This window comes from Novosphingobium barchaimii LL02, from assembly GCF_001046635.1.
Classification (GTDB): Bacteria; Pseudomonadota; Alphaproteobacteria; order Sphingomonadales; family Sphingomonadaceae; genus Novosphingobium; species Novosphingobium barchaimii.
The window spans coordinates 221,433-238,441 of record NZ_KQ130452.1; the positions used below are offsets into that span (position 1 = coordinate 221,433).

Annotated in this window: 11 protein-coding genes and 1 pseudogene; 5 read left to right on the top strand and 7 right to left on the bottom strand. The window is 65.9% G+C overall.

Going from position 1 to position 17,009, the window contains the following annotated elements; genetic code table 11:
- Window positions 1-55: 55 nt before the first annotated feature.
- The 3 genes from V474_RS01115 to V474_RS01125 all read right to left on the bottom strand — a co-directional run bounded on the left by V474_RS01115 (window position 56) and on the right by V474_RS01125 (window position 2,427).
- On the bottom strand, window positions 56-712 hold the full coding sequence (locus V474_RS01115) for a hypothetical protein (RefSeq protein ID WP_059149736.1): 657 nt from the start codon (window positions 710-712) through the stop codon (window positions 56-58).
- A gap of 39 nt (window positions 713-751) precedes the next feature.
- Window positions 752-1,735, bottom strand: coding sequence for a DUF535 family protein (locus V474_RS01120; RefSeq protein WP_059149737.1), 984 nt, complete (start codon window positions 1,733-1,735; stop codon window positions 752-754).
- A 236-nt stretch (window positions 1,736-1,971) separates the two neighbouring features.
- Window positions 1,972-2,427, bottom strand: coding sequence for a DUF983 domain-containing protein (locus V474_RS01125; RefSeq protein ID WP_082699550.1), 456 nt, complete (start codon window positions 2,425-2,427; stop codon window positions 1,972-1,974).
- 74 nt (window positions 2,428-2,501) lie between these two features.
- On the opposite strand from V474_RS01125, the gene V474_RS01130 reads away from it, so the two are divergent.
- Window positions 2,502-3,896, top strand: a complete 1,395-nt coding sequence (locus V474_RS01130; protein ID WP_236710492.1) for an aminotransferase-like domain-containing protein — start codon at window positions 2,502-2,504, stop codon at window positions 3,894-3,896.
- A gap of 15 nt (window positions 3,897-3,911) precedes the next feature.
- Here V474_RS01130 and V474_RS01135 read toward each other — a convergent pair whose 3' ends face one another.
- From V474_RS01135 to V474_RS01145, 3 genes are all read right to left on the bottom strand, one after another.
- Entirely contained in the window at window positions 3,912-5,198 is a 1,287-nt protein-coding gene (locus V474_RS01135) for a dicarboxylate/amino acid:cation symporter (RefSeq protein WP_059149739.1), read from the bottom strand.
- Between the two features lie 100 nt (window positions 5,199-5,298).
- A complete protein-coding gene (locus V474_RS01140) occupies window positions 5,299-6,813 on the bottom strand; it encodes a sensor histidine kinase (protein ID WP_059149740.1) in 1,515 nt (504 codons plus the stop codon).
- Complete coding sequence (locus tag V474_RS01145; protein ID WP_059149741.1) at window positions 6,810-7,475, bottom strand: response regulator; 666 nt, start codon at window positions 7,473-7,475, stop codon at window positions 6,810-6,812. Before V474_RS01145 ends, V474_RS01140 begins: the two co-directional genes overlap by 4 nt.
- 331 nt (window positions 7,476-7,806) lie before the next feature.
- Here V474_RS01145 and V474_RS01150 point away from each other — a divergent pair, with 331 nt between their 5' ends.
- The 4 genes and pseudogenes from V474_RS01150 to V474_RS01165 all read left to right on the top strand — a co-directional run.
- Window positions 7,807-10,155, top strand: a complete 2,349-nt coding sequence (locus V474_RS01150; RefSeq protein ID WP_059149742.1) for a TonB-dependent receptor — start codon at window positions 7,807-7,809, stop codon at window positions 10,153-10,155.
- 15 nt (window positions 10,156-10,170) lie between these two features.
- The gene (locus tag V474_RS01155; RefSeq protein WP_148649248.1) at window positions 10,171-11,454 is read left to right on the top strand and encodes a M20/M25/M40 family metallo-hydrolase; all 1,284 of its coding nucleotides are present in this window, start codon (window positions 10,171-10,173) and stop codon (window positions 11,452-11,454) included.
- Window positions 11,455-11,565: 111 nt separating this feature from the next.
- Window positions 11,566-14,370, top strand: a complete 2,805-nt coding sequence (locus V474_RS01160; protein WP_059149743.1) for a M14 metallopeptidase family protein — start codon at window positions 11,566-11,568, stop codon at window positions 14,368-14,370.
- A 172-nt stretch (window positions 14,371-14,542) separates the two neighbouring features.
- Window positions 14,543-15,844 (top strand): annotated as a pseudogene (locus tag V474_RS01165) (MFS transporter); the annotation flags it as partial.
- A 71-nt stretch (window positions 15,845-15,915) separates the two neighbouring features.
- Here the strand turns inward: V474_RS01165 and V474_RS26455 are convergent.
- Complete coding sequence (locus V474_RS26455; protein WP_236710495.1) at window positions 15,916-16,899, bottom strand: phospholipase C/P1 nuclease family protein; 984 nt, start codon at window positions 16,897-16,899, stop codon at window positions 15,916-15,918.
- Window positions 16,900-17,009 lie beyond the last annotated feature (110 nt).

Here is a 17,009-nt window from a genome sequence, read left to right on the forward strand (position 1 = left end):
CGGGTGCGAAGTCGATCAGGGATGCATCGTGGTTCGGGCCCCGGCAACATCTGCTCTAGCAGTCGGTCGATACCCACAGCGTCGTGCGATAGTGCAGCGCGCTGGACAGCCATTGCCGTTTTTCCGGCATGCTGCCGACGCAGCGCAGCCAGCCTGCGTCTGCGATCACGTCGTCGCATACCGGGTTCACATAGGCGATGCGCAAGGGGCGGGCGGCATTGACCGTGCGGCGATCGTGCCTTGCCTTGTCCAGCACTTCGGCGACGATCTGGTGGCCGAAGCTGTGGAACATGTAGATCAGGGTCGTGCCGCTCAGGTCGTGGTCGAGGACATTGCGCTGGAAGAAGGCGATGTCCTTGTCCTTGAGGCGGCTGGTCGTCCGGTTGGTCTGCGCCTGGCTGGCCAGCGCCGGGATCAGTTCCACCCCCTCTGCCCGCCGTGCGCCGCGATGGCTGGCGGCGAAGACCACGCGGCCCAAGCCGCAGCCGAGGTCGGTGACGATATCGTCCTCCTTCAGGGACGCCAGATCGAGAACGTCGAAAATGTCGCGGTAAGGGGAGGGGATATAGTGCATATACCATTCGCGCTCGCCCGGCCCGCCGGAACCGGGGTGGTGCCCGAATGTGCTGACGCCAAGGCGCCGGTCCCATAATTCGTCAGCGGGCTGGAGCAGCCTTGCGCTGAAGTTGCGGTTACGAAGGCCAGCCAGCATGAAACGCCCTTCCTGCTTTGCGGGAGCCCGAGGCAGCGATCACGCGCGCCCGGCCAGATGCGCCAGGGTTTCGGTCATCCGGCGCGAAATGGTCGCCAGCATGTCGTACCGGCGCCGGTAGAGGCCGCGCTTGCGGGGCGGGATCTGGTCCGGTGCGCGCAAGTTGGGATATAGCGGCAGTTCGAACATCGTCTCGTCGATGCGCACGGCGCCTCGCTCCAGCCAGACGTTGTCGTAGCAGGCCCGCACATCGTCCCGGCTCCGGCCGAAGTAGGGATCGCGGTGCTGCTGATACGCGTCCGATACGAGGAGGATGCGCGATACCGCAAGGCTGGCGCACAAGGCGCGGAACAGTTCGATGAGCAGATCGCGCGGGCGCATCCCGTGGGCTGTCCGGGTCAGTTCACGGTAGCGTTCGAGGATGTCCGGGATGTCTCGGGGGCTGCGCCCCTGTACCGCGCCGACATGGGCCACAAGGCCGCCATCCTCCTCGCGAAGGGCGAAGGCGATCGAGAAGATGCGGTCGGCATCGAGGAACAGACTGATGACCATCGGTCCCTCATCCTTGAACCAGATGGCCTCATCCAGCACCAGCCGAAGTCCGGGATGGACGTCGGCCAGCAGGCACAAGGTGACTTCGCGGTCTTCATGGGGATCGAAAAGCCATCGCAGCTTCACCATGGCTTCGTAGTGGGCAAGCAGCTTGGTCAGCCGGGTGCGCGTGTTCCAGTTGGTGGACTGATAGGGCCGGATGACGGCGTCCAGCATACTGGGCCGGGCCTTCATGCGCCGATGGAAGGGGGCGGCTTTGCGTGCGCCGGCACGGGGGTCGAGCAGGTCCTGATGGCGCCATCCGGCGTAGATGAACTGGATCCGCTGCAGGGTGGTACTGACCAGCCCACCTTTGGCCACGATATTGGATGAACGAAACAGCCACCCGATATAGAGAAGTACCGCCGAAATACTCGACATTGCCGCCAAGGGATAGAGGATGAGATACTGCGTGATCTTGAGAATCCACATGAGAGGGTTCTTGCTTCCCCTGTCAAAGGCCTTGCGGTCCTGATCGTTCCTGACGATCAGAATGTTGAAATTTCCAGACTCCTCCGCTGGAAATGGCGGGCTGACGGGTGCTGTTTGTTCATGCCATTACGGTCGCACATCGACCCCAAGGTCGATATACGGCTAATATACTAGGCAGATTAAACCATCGGTTCGTCGCACTTTTATCGTGGGATGGTTGCTGGCGCGGGAAGCGCTCAGTCGTCGGCTTGCGCCGCGCGGGCATTTAGCTGCGCCCACAGCTTCTCGGTCCCGGCCTCCTGCGCCTTGTTGACGTATTGGGAGGCGACCAGCCACCCCTTGATGTATTGCAGCGGCAGCACGCACCCGATCCCCAGCAGCGGGAACGAAGTCAGCAGGTGGACCCAGAACGGCGGCTCGAATTTCACTTGTAGCCAGACCGCGAAAAACGTCAGCGGAAACGCGACGATGCACAGCGAGAAGAACGCCGGGCCGTCATCCGGCGCAGCGAAACCGTAATCCAGGTCGCAGGCAGGGCACTTTTCGTTCAGCTTCAGCCATTTGCGAAACATGCGTCCCTTGCCGCAGCGCGGGCACAGGCCCTTGAGACCGCAGTGGAATATCCAGCGGCCCTTGCCGGGCGCGGCATCAGCCTCGGCGGGGGCGGTGGGAGCGAGGTGTTCGTCTGTCATGGCGTCAGTCCGTTTGCGGGTAATGCCGGGAATCGACTGTTGCCTCATATGGGTTTTGTATGCATACAAAGTCAATGCAAACATCAACGCAAAAGTGGCTGCCGGATATCGTGGAGGCCGATGGGCCGGTCTATCTTGCGATCTGCGCCGCGATCGGGCGGGATCTGGATAGCGGGCGTCTGAATGCAGGTGACCGATTGCCCCCGCAGCGCGACCTGGCCGAAGCGCTCGGAGTCGATGCGGGCACTGTCTCGCGCGCTTATGCGCAGGCGCGGCGACTGGGCCTGATCGACGCCGAGGGGCGGCGCGGCAGCTTCGTGCGGGCGCGTACCGGGATTGGGGACACAGCCGAAGTCGCACCGTTCGACACCGGCATGAACCTGCCGCCGATCCCGGCAGACAGCACGTTCGCCAGCCTCTTCACGGTAACCCTGCAGGATGTGTTGCAGGGACCGGGGGCAGCGAACCGGATGCAGTATCAGCCGGCTGGCGGCGCGCCGGAAGACAGGCGCGCAGGCGCGGCGTGGCTTGCCGCAGCGGGCGTCGCGGCGGACGAGGACAACGTGCTAGTCACCAGCGGCGCGCAGACGGCGCTTCATGCGGTAGCCAGTGCCGTGCTGGAGCCGGGCGATGCGGTCTGCACCGGGCCGTTCGTCTATCCGGGCTGGACGGCGATCTGCCGTCGGCGCGGCATCGCCATCGTTCCATTGGCCAGCGACGAAGAAGGGATCGACCCCGACGCTTTCGCCCGCGCCTGTGCCGGCTCGCCCATCCGCGCGATCTACCTCGTGCCTTGCAACGACAACCCGACGACGGCGACACTGGGGCCTGAGCGCCGCCGGCGTATCGTCGAGATCGCGCGGCGGCATGACGTGCTGATCATCGAGGACGATCCCTATTCGCGGCTCGGTGGCGGCGAGGTCCTTCCGCTCGCCGCGCTGGCGCCCGAACGGACTTGGCACGTCTCAAGCCTTTCCAAGCTGATCTCGCCGGCGCTGCGCATCGCCTACGTGCGCGCGCCGTTGCTGCGCGATGCGCTGCGGATGGCTACGGACACGCACGAGACCACGGTCATGCCGCCGCCGCTTAACATGGCGGTGTGCACGCAGTGGCTGCGCAGCGGGGCATGGGCGCGACTGGTGGACGAGGTGCGGCTGGAGTGCGAGGCACGTCAGGCCATCGTCGCGGCCAGTCTGCCCGCCGGGTCCTATCGCGCAGGCGCTGCGGGGTACCACTTGTGGGTGCCGCTTGGCGCGGAAACGTCTGCGTTCGAATTGGTGGGCGCTCTAAGCTCGCTGGGCGTTTCGGTCGTATCCGGCGAGCAGTTCCGTGTCGATCCGGCCTGCAGCGAGCGGGCGGTGCGGGTGTCGATCGGGGGCAGTCTCGATCGGCAGCGGCTGGCGCGTGCGCTGGGCGTGCTGGACGCGATGCTGCACCACCGCGCCGGCCGGTCCAGCCCGCTGGTTTGAGCGGCGCAGGAGGGTTCAGTGGGCCGCTGCGGCGCGGCTCTGCTGATCGCGCGAGACGGCAACGGCGATGGCCAGGTCGCCGACCACGTTGACCATGGTGCGGAACATATCGAGCAGCCGGTCTACTCCTACGACCAGGCCGATCCCTTCGGCGGGAAGCCCGTTCAGCGCCAGCACCGCCGCCACGGTCGGCAGCGATCCCGCGGGGACGCCGATGGTTCCCATGCCCGCCAGCGCTGCCACGCCAAGGACGATGCCCTGCCGGTCCAGCGAGAGGTCCATGCCGAAGAACTGGGCGATGAACAGTACGGTTACAGCGGTGTAGATCGCGGTGCCGCCCTGGTTGGCGACCGTGCCGATCCCCAACACCAGCCGCGCGGCGCGGGGCGGCAGGTGAAGGTCGGTCTCGGCGGCTTTCAGCGCAGAGGGCAGGGTGGCATTGGACGAGGATGTACAGAAGGCGATCAGCGCCGGTTCCTGCACTCCGCGCAGGAAGGCCAGTGGCGAAAGACCCCCGCGCATCCAGACGACCGCGAAGAAGGTCAGCACCACTTGCAGCAGCAGCGCGGCGATCACCACGCCCACGTAGGCGCTGAGGTACACCAGCAGGTGCCAGCCGAACACCAGCGTCATGTCGAACATGAAACAGGCCACGGCTACCGGGGCAAAGCGCGTCACCAGGGCCAGCACGCGCATCCCGGCGTCGTAGACCCGCTCGCTGGTTGCCAGCACCCAGCCGGCGCGGCGCGTGCGCAGCAGGGTCAGGGCGATCCCGGCAAGGAATGAGGTGACGATCACCGCCACGATCGGCCGTTCGATCGCGGAATAGGACAACGCCATGTTCAGCCACCCGCGCGGGGGGATCGGGCCGTGCGCGCTCAGCAGTTGCTGGCCGATCTCTGCCGGCACCACGTCTCCGGGGCGGAACAGGTTCGCCATGGCCAGTCCGATCACTGCCGCCGAAGTCGATACCGCGACCATGTAAGCAAGAGTGGAAAGCAGAACCCGGCGCATCCCGGCGGTGTCGCGGATGCGGGCCAGGGCGCTGACGATGGCCGAAACCAGCAGCGGTACGATGAGCACGAACAGGACCAGAAGGAAGGCCTGCTCCACCGGGCGCACCACCCAGCGCATCAGCAGCTCGGTTGCGGTCAGGTCACGGGCGAACAGCCCCGCCAGGGTGCCGCCGCCCATGCCAACGGCAAAGCCGATCAGCAGGCGCACCTGCAGCAGCGGGCGAAGGCGGCGCTGCGCTTGCGGCACGGCCGGCCGCACGGACGAGGGGGGAGATGTCTGGATCATGGAATGGATCGCGAGGGCGGAACTGAAAGCATCGGGTATCCTGTCGGCACACGGCGCGCGGCGCGTGGCCCATGACCCTGTTCCTGCGGCAGAAACCCTGTCAGCAAGCTGTCATGACCGGCAGGTCTTCGACCTCTGTTTCGATTGCGACGAAATCGATGCTGGCAAGCACGCCGCGCCCGCCCGCGCCTTCGGCAAGGCGCACTTGCGCGCCCATGCGCTGTGCCAGCGCGCGCACGATCGAAAGGCCCAGTCCACTGCCGGACGGCGTGTTTTCGCCGCGCGCGCGGTAGAAGCGTTCGAACACCCGCTCGCGGTCTTCGGGGGCGATGCCGGGGCCGTCGTCCTCGATCTCGACGCGCGCCAGCCCCGCGCGGCGCAGCACGCGAACGGTGACGGTGCCGTCCGGGCGGCCGTAGCGCACGGCGTTGTCGAACAGGTTGCCGATCATCTCGCCCGCCAGCATGGCGTGGCCGCGCGCCAGGATGGGCGCGCCGTCCTCGTCCTCGAAACCGATGTCCATGGCGCCAAGGCCCACCACGCGGCTTGCGACCAGCTCCGTCGCCACCGCCGCAAGGTCGAACCCGGCGTCGACGCCGATGCCCTGTTCCTCGGTCCGGGCCAGAGCGATCAGCTGGAGCAGCAGGCGTTCCAGCGAGATCACCGCATTGCCGATGTCCTCCAGCGCTGCCGCACCGCGCCGGGACGATGCGCCGTAACGCTCCAGCACGTCGAGATGGACGCGCACGATCGCCAGAGGCGTGCGCATCTGGTGCGATGCGTTGGCGGTGAACTGGCTCAATGTGTCCACCGCGCGCTCGGTACGGGCCAGAAGGGCGTTGAAGGAGCCTGCCAGCAGCCGGGCCTCACGCGGGGCGCGGTCCTCCAGCGACAGGCGAAAATGCGGCGGCGGTTCGCGCCGCGCGCTCTCGATCTGGCCCGTCAGCGCGGCGAAGGGGCGCAGGCCCCAGGTGATCGCCCAGTAGAACAGCAGTACCGCGATCATCGCGATCAGCACGGCCCCACCCGCCACGCGCAGGAAATAGGCTTGTTGATAGGCATCGCGGTCGTCGATGTAGTCGGCAACCTGGATGACCACGGGATGGCCACTGCGGTGCAGTTTGCGGATTTCCGTCGCCACCCGCACCGGTTTACCGCCCAATACGGCGTCGCGCAGGTAGGCGGGCTGGATGACCCCTTCGGCATCGCGGCGGTCGACATAGCCATCCACCAGCGGAGTATTGCGATACGTTCGCGGAAAACTGGCGGCGGGCACACGGCGCACGGGGGCGCCGGGGCGCGGGTCGAACTGCGGCGGCGGGACAAGTCCCGGCTCTCCGGCCAGCAAATGCGAACCGTCCCAGATGCTGTAATGGGTGACGGGCGCCGAACGCCGCTGCAGGAGGTGGACGGCCAGCGGCAGCAGTTCGGCGCGCACCGTGTCGTTAGCGTCGATCGCGCGGCTCAGCACCCGCACCGAGCCGACCAGAATGCGGTCCGAGGTCAGCACGCTGGAGCGATAGATCATCCAGCAGGTAATGCCCCCGAAGATCACCGCCAGCCCCAGCAGGGGAACCATCACGGCTGCCGTCAGCCGCGAGCGTAGCGATGTCATCCGGCCTCTAGCATGTAGCCCAGCCCGCGAATGGTGCGAATGGTCGGCCCGCCCGGCATCAGCTTGCGGCGCAGGCGGCCGACGTAGACCTCAAGCGCATTGGGGGCGACCGCATCGGCGAAGTTGAAGACCTCCGAATTCAGGCATTGCTTGGTCACGACTTTGCCGGGGCGCCCCATCAGCGTTTCCAGCACCGCCATTTCGCGCCGCCGCAGGTCCAGCGTGCAGCGACCAAGTTCGACCACGCGGGTCGAACGGTCCAGGCTGAGTTCGCCGACCCTCAGCACCGGGTCCGCCGTTCCCTGGCTGCGCCGGATCAGTGCCCGCACACGCGATTCCAGTTCGCGGGGGTGGAAGGGCTTCGAAAGGTAATCGTCCGCGCCCCGGTCCAGCCCGGCGATCCGGTCGCTCACGCCGTCGCGCGCGGTGAGGATCAGGACCGGTGTGGCATTGCCTCCGGCACGCAGCGACTGCAGCACCTCCAGCCCGTCGATATCCGGCAATCCCAAGTCGAGGATCACGGCGTTGTAGATTTCGCTGGCCAGCACATCGAGAGCGTCTTCGCCCGTGGCGACCACGTCCACGGCAAAACCGCTCGCGCTCATCGAGGCGTCCATTCCGCGCGCCAGGCGTTCGTCGTCTTCCACGATCAATATGCGCAACAACCCACTCCCCTAAGCACGAGTTGCAGCCATCCCCATCTTCCCGTCCCGCGCTACCGGGCGCGGCTTTTGTCGTTCGGCAATATCCTGAAATGATTCGGCAGTGTCGTGTGTGAACCTGTCACCGACCTGTCATGCGGGGCAAGATTCTTTTTGCAGCGCAGCAAATCAATGACAGCTTGGTGACAGGTGGGGGCCCTTACCCCTTGTGGTGTCGGGAGAGGGAAACTCGACAATTTCAGCAGATCCAATCCCTTGCGGCGTACGAGATCGCAGGAAACCCGGCGGCATCGCTGCGGGGATCGGATCGGCTTGCAAACAGGGGGCAAGCATGGCCACTCACTTCGGTCGCGTAGCATTCTACCTTTCCGTGTCCGCTTCCGCGCTTGTGCCGGGCCTGGCGCAGGCCCAGGATATGGCGGCGCCGCAGGAATCCGCATCCGAGGGCGTGGGCGATATCGTCGTCACCGCACTGCGGCGCTCCACCCGCGTGCAGGATACGCCGGTCGCCATCACCGCGCTTTCGGAAAAGTCGCTGCAGAACCTGGGCGCGACGGGCATCGCCGACATTGCGCGGCAGGTGCCGGGCCTCAACCTGATCTCGGGCGAATCCGGGCGCACCCGCATCTCCATCCGCGGCATCCAGACCGCCGGTGAAAGCACCGTGGGCCTCTATTACGGCGAAACCCCGCTGACCGGGCCTGCGGGCACCACTTCCGATCCATCGGGCGTGACCCCCAACCTCAACCTCTTCGATGTCGAGCGCGTCGAGGTGCTGCGCGGGCCGCAGGGCACGCTCTACGGTTCGGGGTCGATGGGCGGCACCTTGCGCGTGATCTTCAAGAAGCCCAACCTCACCGAATATGAAGGCGCCACCGAACTGGGCGCCGAGACGGTGAAGCATGGCGGCTTCGGCTATTCGCTCAAGGGCGCGGTCAACGTGCCGCTTATCAGCGACATGCTGGGCGTGCGCGCGGTTCTCTATCGCCAGCAGAACCCCGGCTATGTCGACGATCCGACGATCGGCCGCAAGGATCTCAACCGCTCGGTCCTCGAAGGTGCTCGCGTGCAGGTGGGCTTCCATCCCACCGATACCCTCCAGTTCAACCTGATGGGGATCGTGCAGACGCAGAAGTTCGGAGGTACGTCGCAGTGGGCGCCGTCGGTGGGCGAATTCATCTCGCAGCAGAAGATCGCCTCGCCGGCTTACGACAAGCTGCAGGTCTATGCGCTGGACACCAAGTGGGAGACCGGGATCGGTACCCTGACACTGGCGAATTCGTTCTACCGCTGGGATGTGCGCCAGACCAACGACAACTCGGACAATTACGCCAGCATCGCCGCGTCGAACCGCTATTGCGGCCTGTTCCAGAATACCTTCGCCGGATCGGCGCTACAGCAGGGCAGCGCGGGATCGACGACCAGTTCCAGCACCTGCGCAACAGGTGCGGGCGGCCTGACTTCGGCGCAGCTGCGTGCCGACTACCAGAGCTGGGCGGCCTCGCAGCAGCCCATCGGCAATTACCAGCCGCGCTTCGTGCGCAACTTCGTCAACGAACTGCGCCTCAGCTCCAGCGGCAGCGGGCCTTTGGGTTATACCCTGGGCGTGTTCCGCGAGGATCGTAACGACCGCGTGGATACGGCGGTGTTCGCTGGCGTTCCCGCGACCGGCGAAATGCAGCAGCCTTTCGTCGACCTGGGTTCACGTTACGTCACCGACGAAGTGAAGCAGATGGCCGCTTATGGCGAGTTGAGCTACCGTTTCTTCGAGCCGCTGACGGTCACCGTGGGCCTGCGCTACTACGATTACAAGAAGACCGTGGGCGGCATGAACCTGGGCTATAACTACTTCAACGGCCAGGTGCCTACCGCCTATTCGGAAATCACCGCCAATGCCAACGGGCTCATCAAGAAGTTCAACGCCGAGCTGAAGATCACGCCCGACATCATGGCCTATGCTACCGCATCGCAGGGCTTTCGTCCGGGCGGCGCGAACCTGACGCCGGGCATTCCGGCATCGGCGCAGACTTATGCGGCGGACTCGCTGTGGAACTACGAGATCGGCCTGAAGACCCAGTGGTTCGACCGCAAGCTGACCTTCAACGTGGACGGTTACCGGATCGACTGGAACAACCTGCAAACCTCGGTTCAGGCGACTTACGGCAACTTCTCGTACATCGGTAACGTGGGTTCGGCGCGGATCGAGGGCGTTGAGGCAGAGGCAAGCGCGATCCCCTTGCCTGGCCTGTTCCTGAACGCCAGCTTCCACTACCTCAAGCCTCGCCTGACCGAGGACCAGATCAGCGCCGAGGTGACCGCATCGGGCCGCAAGGGCGATATCCTTCCGCTGATCCCGCGCACCACCGCCAGCGCCGGCGTGGAATACAACTTCCCCGCCTTCGCGGACTTCTCCGGCATGGTGCGCGCAGACTGGACCTACACCGGCAAGATGACCTCGCAGTTGCGCACGACCAACATCAACTATCGCGAATTCGGGAAGTACAGCAGCGTCAACTTGCGTGCCGGCTTCCAGAAGGACAACCTGGGTGTGTTCCTCTACGTGCGCAACGTCTTCGACAAGATCGGCGTGAATACGATCACCAGCGCCACGGGTGTACCCGACTATTACGCCACGACTGCTCCGCGCACCGTGGGCGCCACGATCACATCCAAGTTCTGATGAGGACTCGAAAAAATGCATAGCAAGATCATGCCCGCCCTGCTTGGCGCCGCAGCCCTGACCTCCGCCGCTGCTCATGCCGCGCCCACGCCTGAGGACAAGGCCGCCGCCAGCCTCATTGCCAGCGCCAAGTTCGCCAAGGCCCAGGCCTCGCTCAAGAGCGATTACGACACGATCATCCAGGACATCATCACCCTGACCGAGATCGAGGCTCCGCCGTTCAAGGAAACCGCGCGCGGCAATGCCTATATGGCGATGCTCAAGGCCGAGGGCCTGACCGATGTGGAGATGGACGAAGTCGGCAATGTCATGGGCATGCGCAAGGGAACGGGAGGCGGTCCGCTGATCGTCGTCACCGCGCACCTCGATACGGTGTTTCCCGCCGGAACCAATGTGAAGGTGCGCCGCGAAGGCAATGGCCTTTACGCCCCCGGCATCGGCGACGATACCAGCAGCCTGCCGGTGCAGCTGGCCTTCATTCGCGCCATGAACCGCGCCGGTTTCACCACCAAGGCGGACATCCTGTTCATGGGCAATGTCGGCGAGGAAGGCCCGGGCGACCTGCGCGGCACCCGCCATCTGTTCTCGAAGGGCAAGTACAAGGACAAGATCAAGTACTTCATCTCGTTCGAGCCGGGCCAGCCGGGACGGATCACCAATGCCGGCACCGGATCGCGCCGCTACAAGGTGACCTTCAATGGACCCGGCGGCCATTCGATGGGCGATTTCGGCATAGTCAGCCCGGCCTTCGCGATGGGTAACGCCATGGTCGCCTTCGGCAAGCTCAAGGCCCCGGCGGAACCCAAGACGGTCTACAACATCGGCATCCTCGAAGGCGGCACGTCGGTGAACTCGATCCCGTTCTCCACCGCGATGACGATCGACATGCGTTCCAACGGCAAGCCCGAACTCGACGCCGAGGAGAAGGCCTTTCTTGGCCTGCTGCCCGGCGCCGTTGCGCAGGAGAACGCCGCGCGTTCCACCGCCAAGGGCAAGATCACCTATGACGCCAAGCTGATCGGTGACCGCCCGGTTGGCAGCACGCCGGAAACCGCGCGGATCATCAAGGTGGCGGGCGCCGCCGCCAGGGCCTCGGGCGTGGAGCCCAAATACGGCGCCGGTTCGACCGACAGCAACATCCCGATGAGCCTGGGGGTCGAGGCGGTGACGCTAGGCTCCGGCTTCGAGACCTTCCGCGCCCATTCGCTGGAGGAAGGGATGAAGATGAACCCGCCTGAAGACCTCAAGAACATGGGCGTCGGCCTCGCCACCGTGCTGACCCTCGCACAGGCGCGCTGATGTCCTCGGGGGCGGGCCTTGCATGGCTCGCCCCCGCACTATGCCTGCCCCCCCGGATGAACAGCGCCGGCCGGCCATGAGCCAGGCTGCCGCGTGCCAAGGAGTGATGCCATGTCCTGCCGTTCACCTCGCCGCAGCCTTCTGCTTGCCGCCACGTGTCTTGCGGTCCCGCTGGGGGGAGGGGCGGCCGCCGCGCAGGACGCCCCGCCGACCAGCGCCAGCATAACCGCGCCCGAAACCGTCGTGGGCGGCAAGGTCGGCGCCGACTACTTCCTTGCCAACTACACCAAGATTTCAAGCTGGCTGACGAAAGTCGCCGCTGAAAGCGACCGCATCAAGGTGGTCAGCATCGGCAAGACCGAGGAGGGCCGCGAACAGTACATGGCCATCGTCTCCTCGCCGGATAACATCCGCAATCTGGAAACGTACCGCCGGATCGCGCAGCAACTGGCGCTTGCCAGGGGGCTGGACGACGCCGCCGCGCACAAGCTGGCGGCCCAGGGCAAGGCGATGATCTGGATGGACGCCGGCCTGCACGCCAGCGAGATCGTCAACGCGCAGAGCCATGTGCAGATCATCCACGAGATGCTCACCCGCAACGATCCCGAGACGCTGCGCCTGCTGGGCGACGATATCATGCTGTTCGTCTTCGCCAACCCGGACGGCCTGGAACTGGTCGCCGACTGGTACATGAGCAATCCGCGCAAGCTGAGCACGGATTCGATCCCCGTCCTCTACCAGAAGTACATCGGCCACGATAACAACCGCGACAGCTTCGCCTCCACCCAGGCCGAGACGACCAACATGAACCGGGCGGGTTACCGCGAGTGGTTCCCGCAGATCCTCTACAACCAGCACCAGACCGGGCCGCTGGGGGCGGTGGTGTTCATTCCGCCGTTCCGCGATCCCTATAACTTCAACAACGAACCGCTGGTCATCAACCAGACCGACGTGGTGGGCGAAATGATGCACGCGCGCCTTGTGGCGCAGGGCAAGGGCGGTTCGGTGATGCGGTCCGGCGCGCCCTATTCGACATGGTTCAACGGCGGCATCCGCACCATCGGCTACTTCCACAACCAGATCGGCATTCTGACCGAGATCATCGGCAATCCCACGCCGATGAAGATTCCGCTGGTGCCTGACAACCAGCTGCCCCGTCAGGACGAAGTGCTGCCGATCGCCCCGCAGGACTGGCACTTCCAGCAGTCGCTGGACTACGTGAAGGAGATGGACCGGGCGATCCTCGACTATGCCTCGCGCTATCGCGAGACGATCCAGTACAACCGCTACATCATGGGCCGCAACCAGATCGCCAAGGGCAGCCAGGACAGCTGGATCGTCACCCCCAAGCGGATCGAGGCGGTGAAGGACGAGGCAAGGAAGCTGCCGCCGCCGGGCAAGGATGAACTGGCGGGTGGCTGGGGCAACGAGAAGGTCGTGCCTGCCGCGCTTTACAAGACCGTCCTCAATGCGCCCGAGAAACGCGCGCCGCGCGCCTATATCATCCCGGCCGATACCCAGGCGGACCTGCCCACCACGGTGCGTTTTCTCAATGCCCTCATCAAGACCGGCATCGAAGTGCAGCAGGCCCCGGCCGCCTTCAGCTTCGCGGGAAAGACTTATCCGGCCGGGAGCTATGTGGTGCGCAGCGATCAGGCGTTCCGCCCGCACGTCCTCGACATGTTCGAGCCGCAGGACCACCCGCAGGACTTCGCCTATGAAGGCGGCCCGCCGATCAAGCCCTACGACGTCACCGGCTATACCCTGGCGCTGCAGATGAACGTCGCCTTCGACCGCGTGCTGGATGCGCCGCCGCCGGCATTTCCGCTGATCCCCGACGTGATCGCCGCGCCGCCCGCCGGCAGGATCGTTGGCTCGGGCAAGGCCGGCTATGTCGTCGATCACGCGGTCAATAACAGCTACACGCTTTCCAACCGCCTGCTGAAGGCCGGGCTGCCGGTGTTCTGGCTGAAGGCGGCAACCCCGGTCGATGGCAGGACGCTGGCGCCCGGCGCGCTGTGGGTGCCCGCGTCAGCCAGGGCGGATGCGATCGTCGCGGCGGCGGTTGGCCCGCTGGGCTTCGATGCCCATGCCCTTGCCGCGCGTCCGGTGGGCGAGGCAGTGGCGCTGAAACCGGTGAAGATCGGCCTTGTCGATGTCTACGGCGGGTCGATGGCCTCGGGCTGGACGCGCTGGATCTTCGAGCAGTACGAATTCCCCTACGAACTGGTCTACCCGCAGGCGCTGGACAAGGGCGCCTTGCGTTCCAAGTACGATGTGCTGATATTCCAGAGCGACGTGCTTGGCCGCGAGGATGGCTTCTCCCGCGATCAGCCCGCCGCCGCCGATATACCCGCAGCTTATAGCAAGATGCTGGGCAGGATCACCGAAGCGAAAACGCTGCCGCAGGTCGCCGCGTTCGCCAAGGATGGCGGCACGGTGATCGCGGTGGGCAATGCCAGCCGCATGGGCGAGGCGCTGGGCCTGCCGGTCAGCAATCTGCTGGCGCCCGATGGCCCGGACGGCAAGCCGGTGCGGGTGCCTTCCACCAAATATTACGTCCCCGGATCGGTGCTGAGCGCGAAAGTCGACAGCAGCGATCCCCTGGCCTTCGGCGTCGCACCCACGGTCAACCTGTTCTACAACAACAACCCGGTGTTCAGACTGGACGGGCCGTCCGTCCGCAAGGTCAGCTGGTTCGACAAGGACGATGCGCTCGTGTCCGGCTGGGCCTGGGGGCAGAAGATGCTCAACGGCGGCGCGGGCATCGTCGAGGGCAGCCTGGGCAAGGGCCGCGTATTCCTGATGGGCCCGGAAGTGACCCAGCGCGGCCAGCCTTTCGCCACCTTCAAGTTCCTGTTCAACGGCGTGCTGCTTTCCGGCAGCGACGCCGCGCCGGCCGCTCCGGCGGACTGATAGCTGCGGCATGGTCTTGACCAGCCACCCTCCTGCGGCCCGTCAGGCTCCCGGTAACGGGACACCCGGCGGGCCGCCGTTTTTGCCAGCTCACCGTCGCATCAATGTAAGAATACCGCACTAGGAGCCTCAAAGCGTGGCGGCTGCCCGCCCATGCTGGCTGGTATTACACATGCGGTTCCTGACTTCGAAATCCGAACGGCGCGGACCTGCGCTTGCGGTGCTGGCGCGCGAGGGTCGGCTGTTCGCCTACTCCTCGGGCAACTTCGGCAAGGGCCTGGTCTTTGCCGGGGCCGACCTGACCATCCTGTTCCTGCTGACCGACCTACTGGGCCTGTCCGCCACGGCAGCGGGCACGCTGATGCTGGTGGCGGTGGCGGGAGACCTTGCGTTCGATCTGCTGGCGGCGAGGCTGGTGATCCGCCAACGGCAGGCAGGGAGGGGGTATCGCTGGCTGGTGGTGGCCGGCGCGCTGCCCTGCGCGGCGGCCTTCGCGGTGCTTTATGCCATGCCCGCCGCCGGTGCGCGCGAGGGCTGGATGCTTGCCGCCGCGCTGCTGGTTTTTCGCGGGGCCTATGCGGTGATCGACGTGCCGCACAACGCGCTGATGGCCCAGATCACCACCGACAGCCGCGCGCGGGGCCGCGTCTCGGGCTACCGTTTGCTGTTCAGCACGGCGAGTTCGCTGGCGGTCGCCATGGTCCTTGCTCCGCTGGTGCAAGGGGCGGGGCGGGAAGGCGCTTTTGACCGGTTGGCCAGCGTGGGCATCGTCGCGGGCACGCTGTTCGCGCTGACCATGGTGGTCTGCGTGGTGACATCCGGCCCCGTTGCCGATCGGCCGGAGGCGGCCGCGCAGGATGCGATCTCGGTGCCGCTGCGCAACCGGCTGGTTCTGGGCATGGGGCTGCTGGCGCTGATAACCGGCTTTGCCGTGCCGACTTTCGGACGGATGATCCTTTACATCGCCACCTACGTGGTGGACCGGCCCGACCTTGTCTCCACGCTGCTGCTGGCGTTGACCGCCGGGCAGTTCGCGGGGGTGCTGGCGTGGACATCGCTGACCAGCCGGTTCGACAAGAGCGGGCTGCTGGCGATGGGCCACGGCGTCAGTGCGGTGGGCATGGCGGCGTTCGCGCTGTGCCTGCGATGGCCCGGCGCCCTGCCGGTCTGCGCGGGGCTGATCGGCTTCGGTTTCGCCAGCGTCTACATGCTGCCCTGGGGCCTGCTGGCGGATACCGTGGATTTCGTGACGCTGCGCCACGGGCGGCGGCTGGAGACGGGGCTTTTCGCGTTCTACCTCGTCGCCGTGAAGGCAAGCGGCGCGGCGGCGACCGCGCTGATCGGCTGGTCGCTGGGCTGGCTTGGCTATGTGCCGGGCACGGACCAGACGGCGCTGGTCGACACGGGAATGGTGGCGCTGGGCCTCGGCCTGCCGATTGCCGGGTGCGTGGGCGCTGTATTCCTGCTGCGCCGCTTCGACATCGGCCATGCGCGCCATGCCCGCGTGCTCGCCGCGCTTTCGCGCAGGAGCACGCGAAAGGCGGTTCAGTCCGGCGCGGAACCGGTTTCCGGGTTGAACTTCGGATTGGCGAAATCGATCGGCGAGGGCACGACCTTGGCCGGCGGCGATGCGCTTTCGGCCCAGGCGCGGCAGAGCATGTCGCGCAGCATCGCCGCGCCCGCGCTGGTGCGTTCATAGACCATCTCGCGCACGTCCTTGTCGGTGAACTTCGCGAAACCGTCGCGCTTTTCCAGCTTGTAGACGCTTTCCATCTTGTCGCCCGACCGGTCGAGATAGGCCAGCACGGCGTCGAACATGTCGCCCTCGACATGGCCGGGCGCGGGGATGCGCGGGGCGATGTCCGCCACGGTGAGGCCGATGCCGTCGACGAACTTGCTTTCGAAGCGGCCGTGGACGGTGCGGTCGGTGGTGTAGCCGTGCGGATTGGCGCCGCGCCAGCCGTCGCTGTTGACCGAATCGTGCATCGGATTGGCGCCGTCGCCGATGTAGTGGCCCATGCGGAACACATCGAAGGCGCAGTTCTGCTCGGCCACGGTAGCGTCCGTGCCGGCTGTTTGCGCCGCGCGGACCTGGCGCATGCACACCACGATGCGGTCATAGGCCTCGATCGCGGCATAGGGCAGGGTGCCGGTCCAGCGCACATTAGTGCGCGCGGCGGCGCTTGGGTCGCTGTCCTTGATCTTCTCGTACTGCTTGTAGAGCGCGATCACGAATTCGTAGCGCGAGCGCGGGATCGGCTTCACGAAGGTGAACTGCTCGCGGAACCAGCCGTGGTTGGGGTCTTCCTCGATCTTGGAGAAGTTTTCGGAATCGCCGCGCCATGCGTCGGGCTGGGTGGCCGAGGCGGCGATATAGTCCTCGTACTTGCGCAGGAACACCGGGCCATCGGCGGGGATCGCCTCGATCGCGGCGCGGTCGATCACCGCATGGGCGGTCTGGCCCCAGGCGAACGCGGCGGTGGGGGCAAGCGCGATGGCGCTGACGGCGGCGAGGGCGGTGAGGCGCATGAGAGGCTCCGTTGTGATGGCAGGTCGATCGCGAGGGCCATTTCCCTGCCGCCTGACACGGCGTCACCCTGAACTTGTTTCAGGGTCGATTTCGCGGTTCACACGGCGGG

What these genes read in the sequence shown, in the direction of transcription:
- V474_RS01135 (WP_059149739.1), bottom strand. Translation starts at nt 5,198, where the DNA reads ATGATCCAGACATCTCCCCCCTCGTCCGTGCGGCCGGCCGTGCCGCAA.
- V474_RS01120 (WP_059149737.1), bottom strand. Translation starts at nt 1,735, where the DNA reads ATGTGGATTCTCAAGATCACGCAGTATCTCATCCTCTATCCCTTGGCG.
- V474_RS01150 (WP_059149742.1), top strand. Translation starts at nt 7,807, where the DNA reads ATGGCCACTCACTTCGGTCGCGTAGCATTCTACCTTTCCGTGTCCGCT.
- V474_RS01140 (WP_059149740.1), bottom strand. Translation starts at nt 6,813, where the DNA reads ATGACATCGCTACGCTCGCGGCTGACGGCAGCCGTGATGGTTCCCCTG.
- V474_RS26455 (WP_236710495.1), bottom strand. Translation starts at nt 16,899, where the DNA reads ATGCGCCTCACCGCCCTCGCCGCCGTCAGCGCCATCGCGCTTGCCCCC.
- V474_RS01160 (WP_059149743.1), top strand. Translation starts at nt 11,566, where the DNA reads ATGTCCTGCCGTTCACCTCGCCGCAGCCTTCTGCTTGCCGCCACGTGT.
- V474_RS01155 (WP_148649248.1), top strand. Translation starts at nt 10,171, where the DNA reads ATGCATAGCAAGATCATGCCCGCCCTGCTTGGCGCCGCAGCCCTGACC.
- V474_RS01130 (WP_236710492.1), top strand. Translation starts at nt 2,502, where the DNA reads ATGCAAACATCAACGCAAAAGTGGCTGCCGGATATCGTGGAGGCCGAT.
- V474_RS01115 (WP_059149736.1), bottom strand. Translation starts at nt 712, where the DNA reads ATGCTGGCTGGCCTTCGTAACCGCAACTTCAGCGCAAGGCTGCTCCAG.
- V474_RS01125 (WP_082699550.1), bottom strand. Translation starts at nt 2,427, where the DNA reads ATGACAGACGAACACCTCGCTCCCACCGCCCCCGCCGAGGCTGATGCC.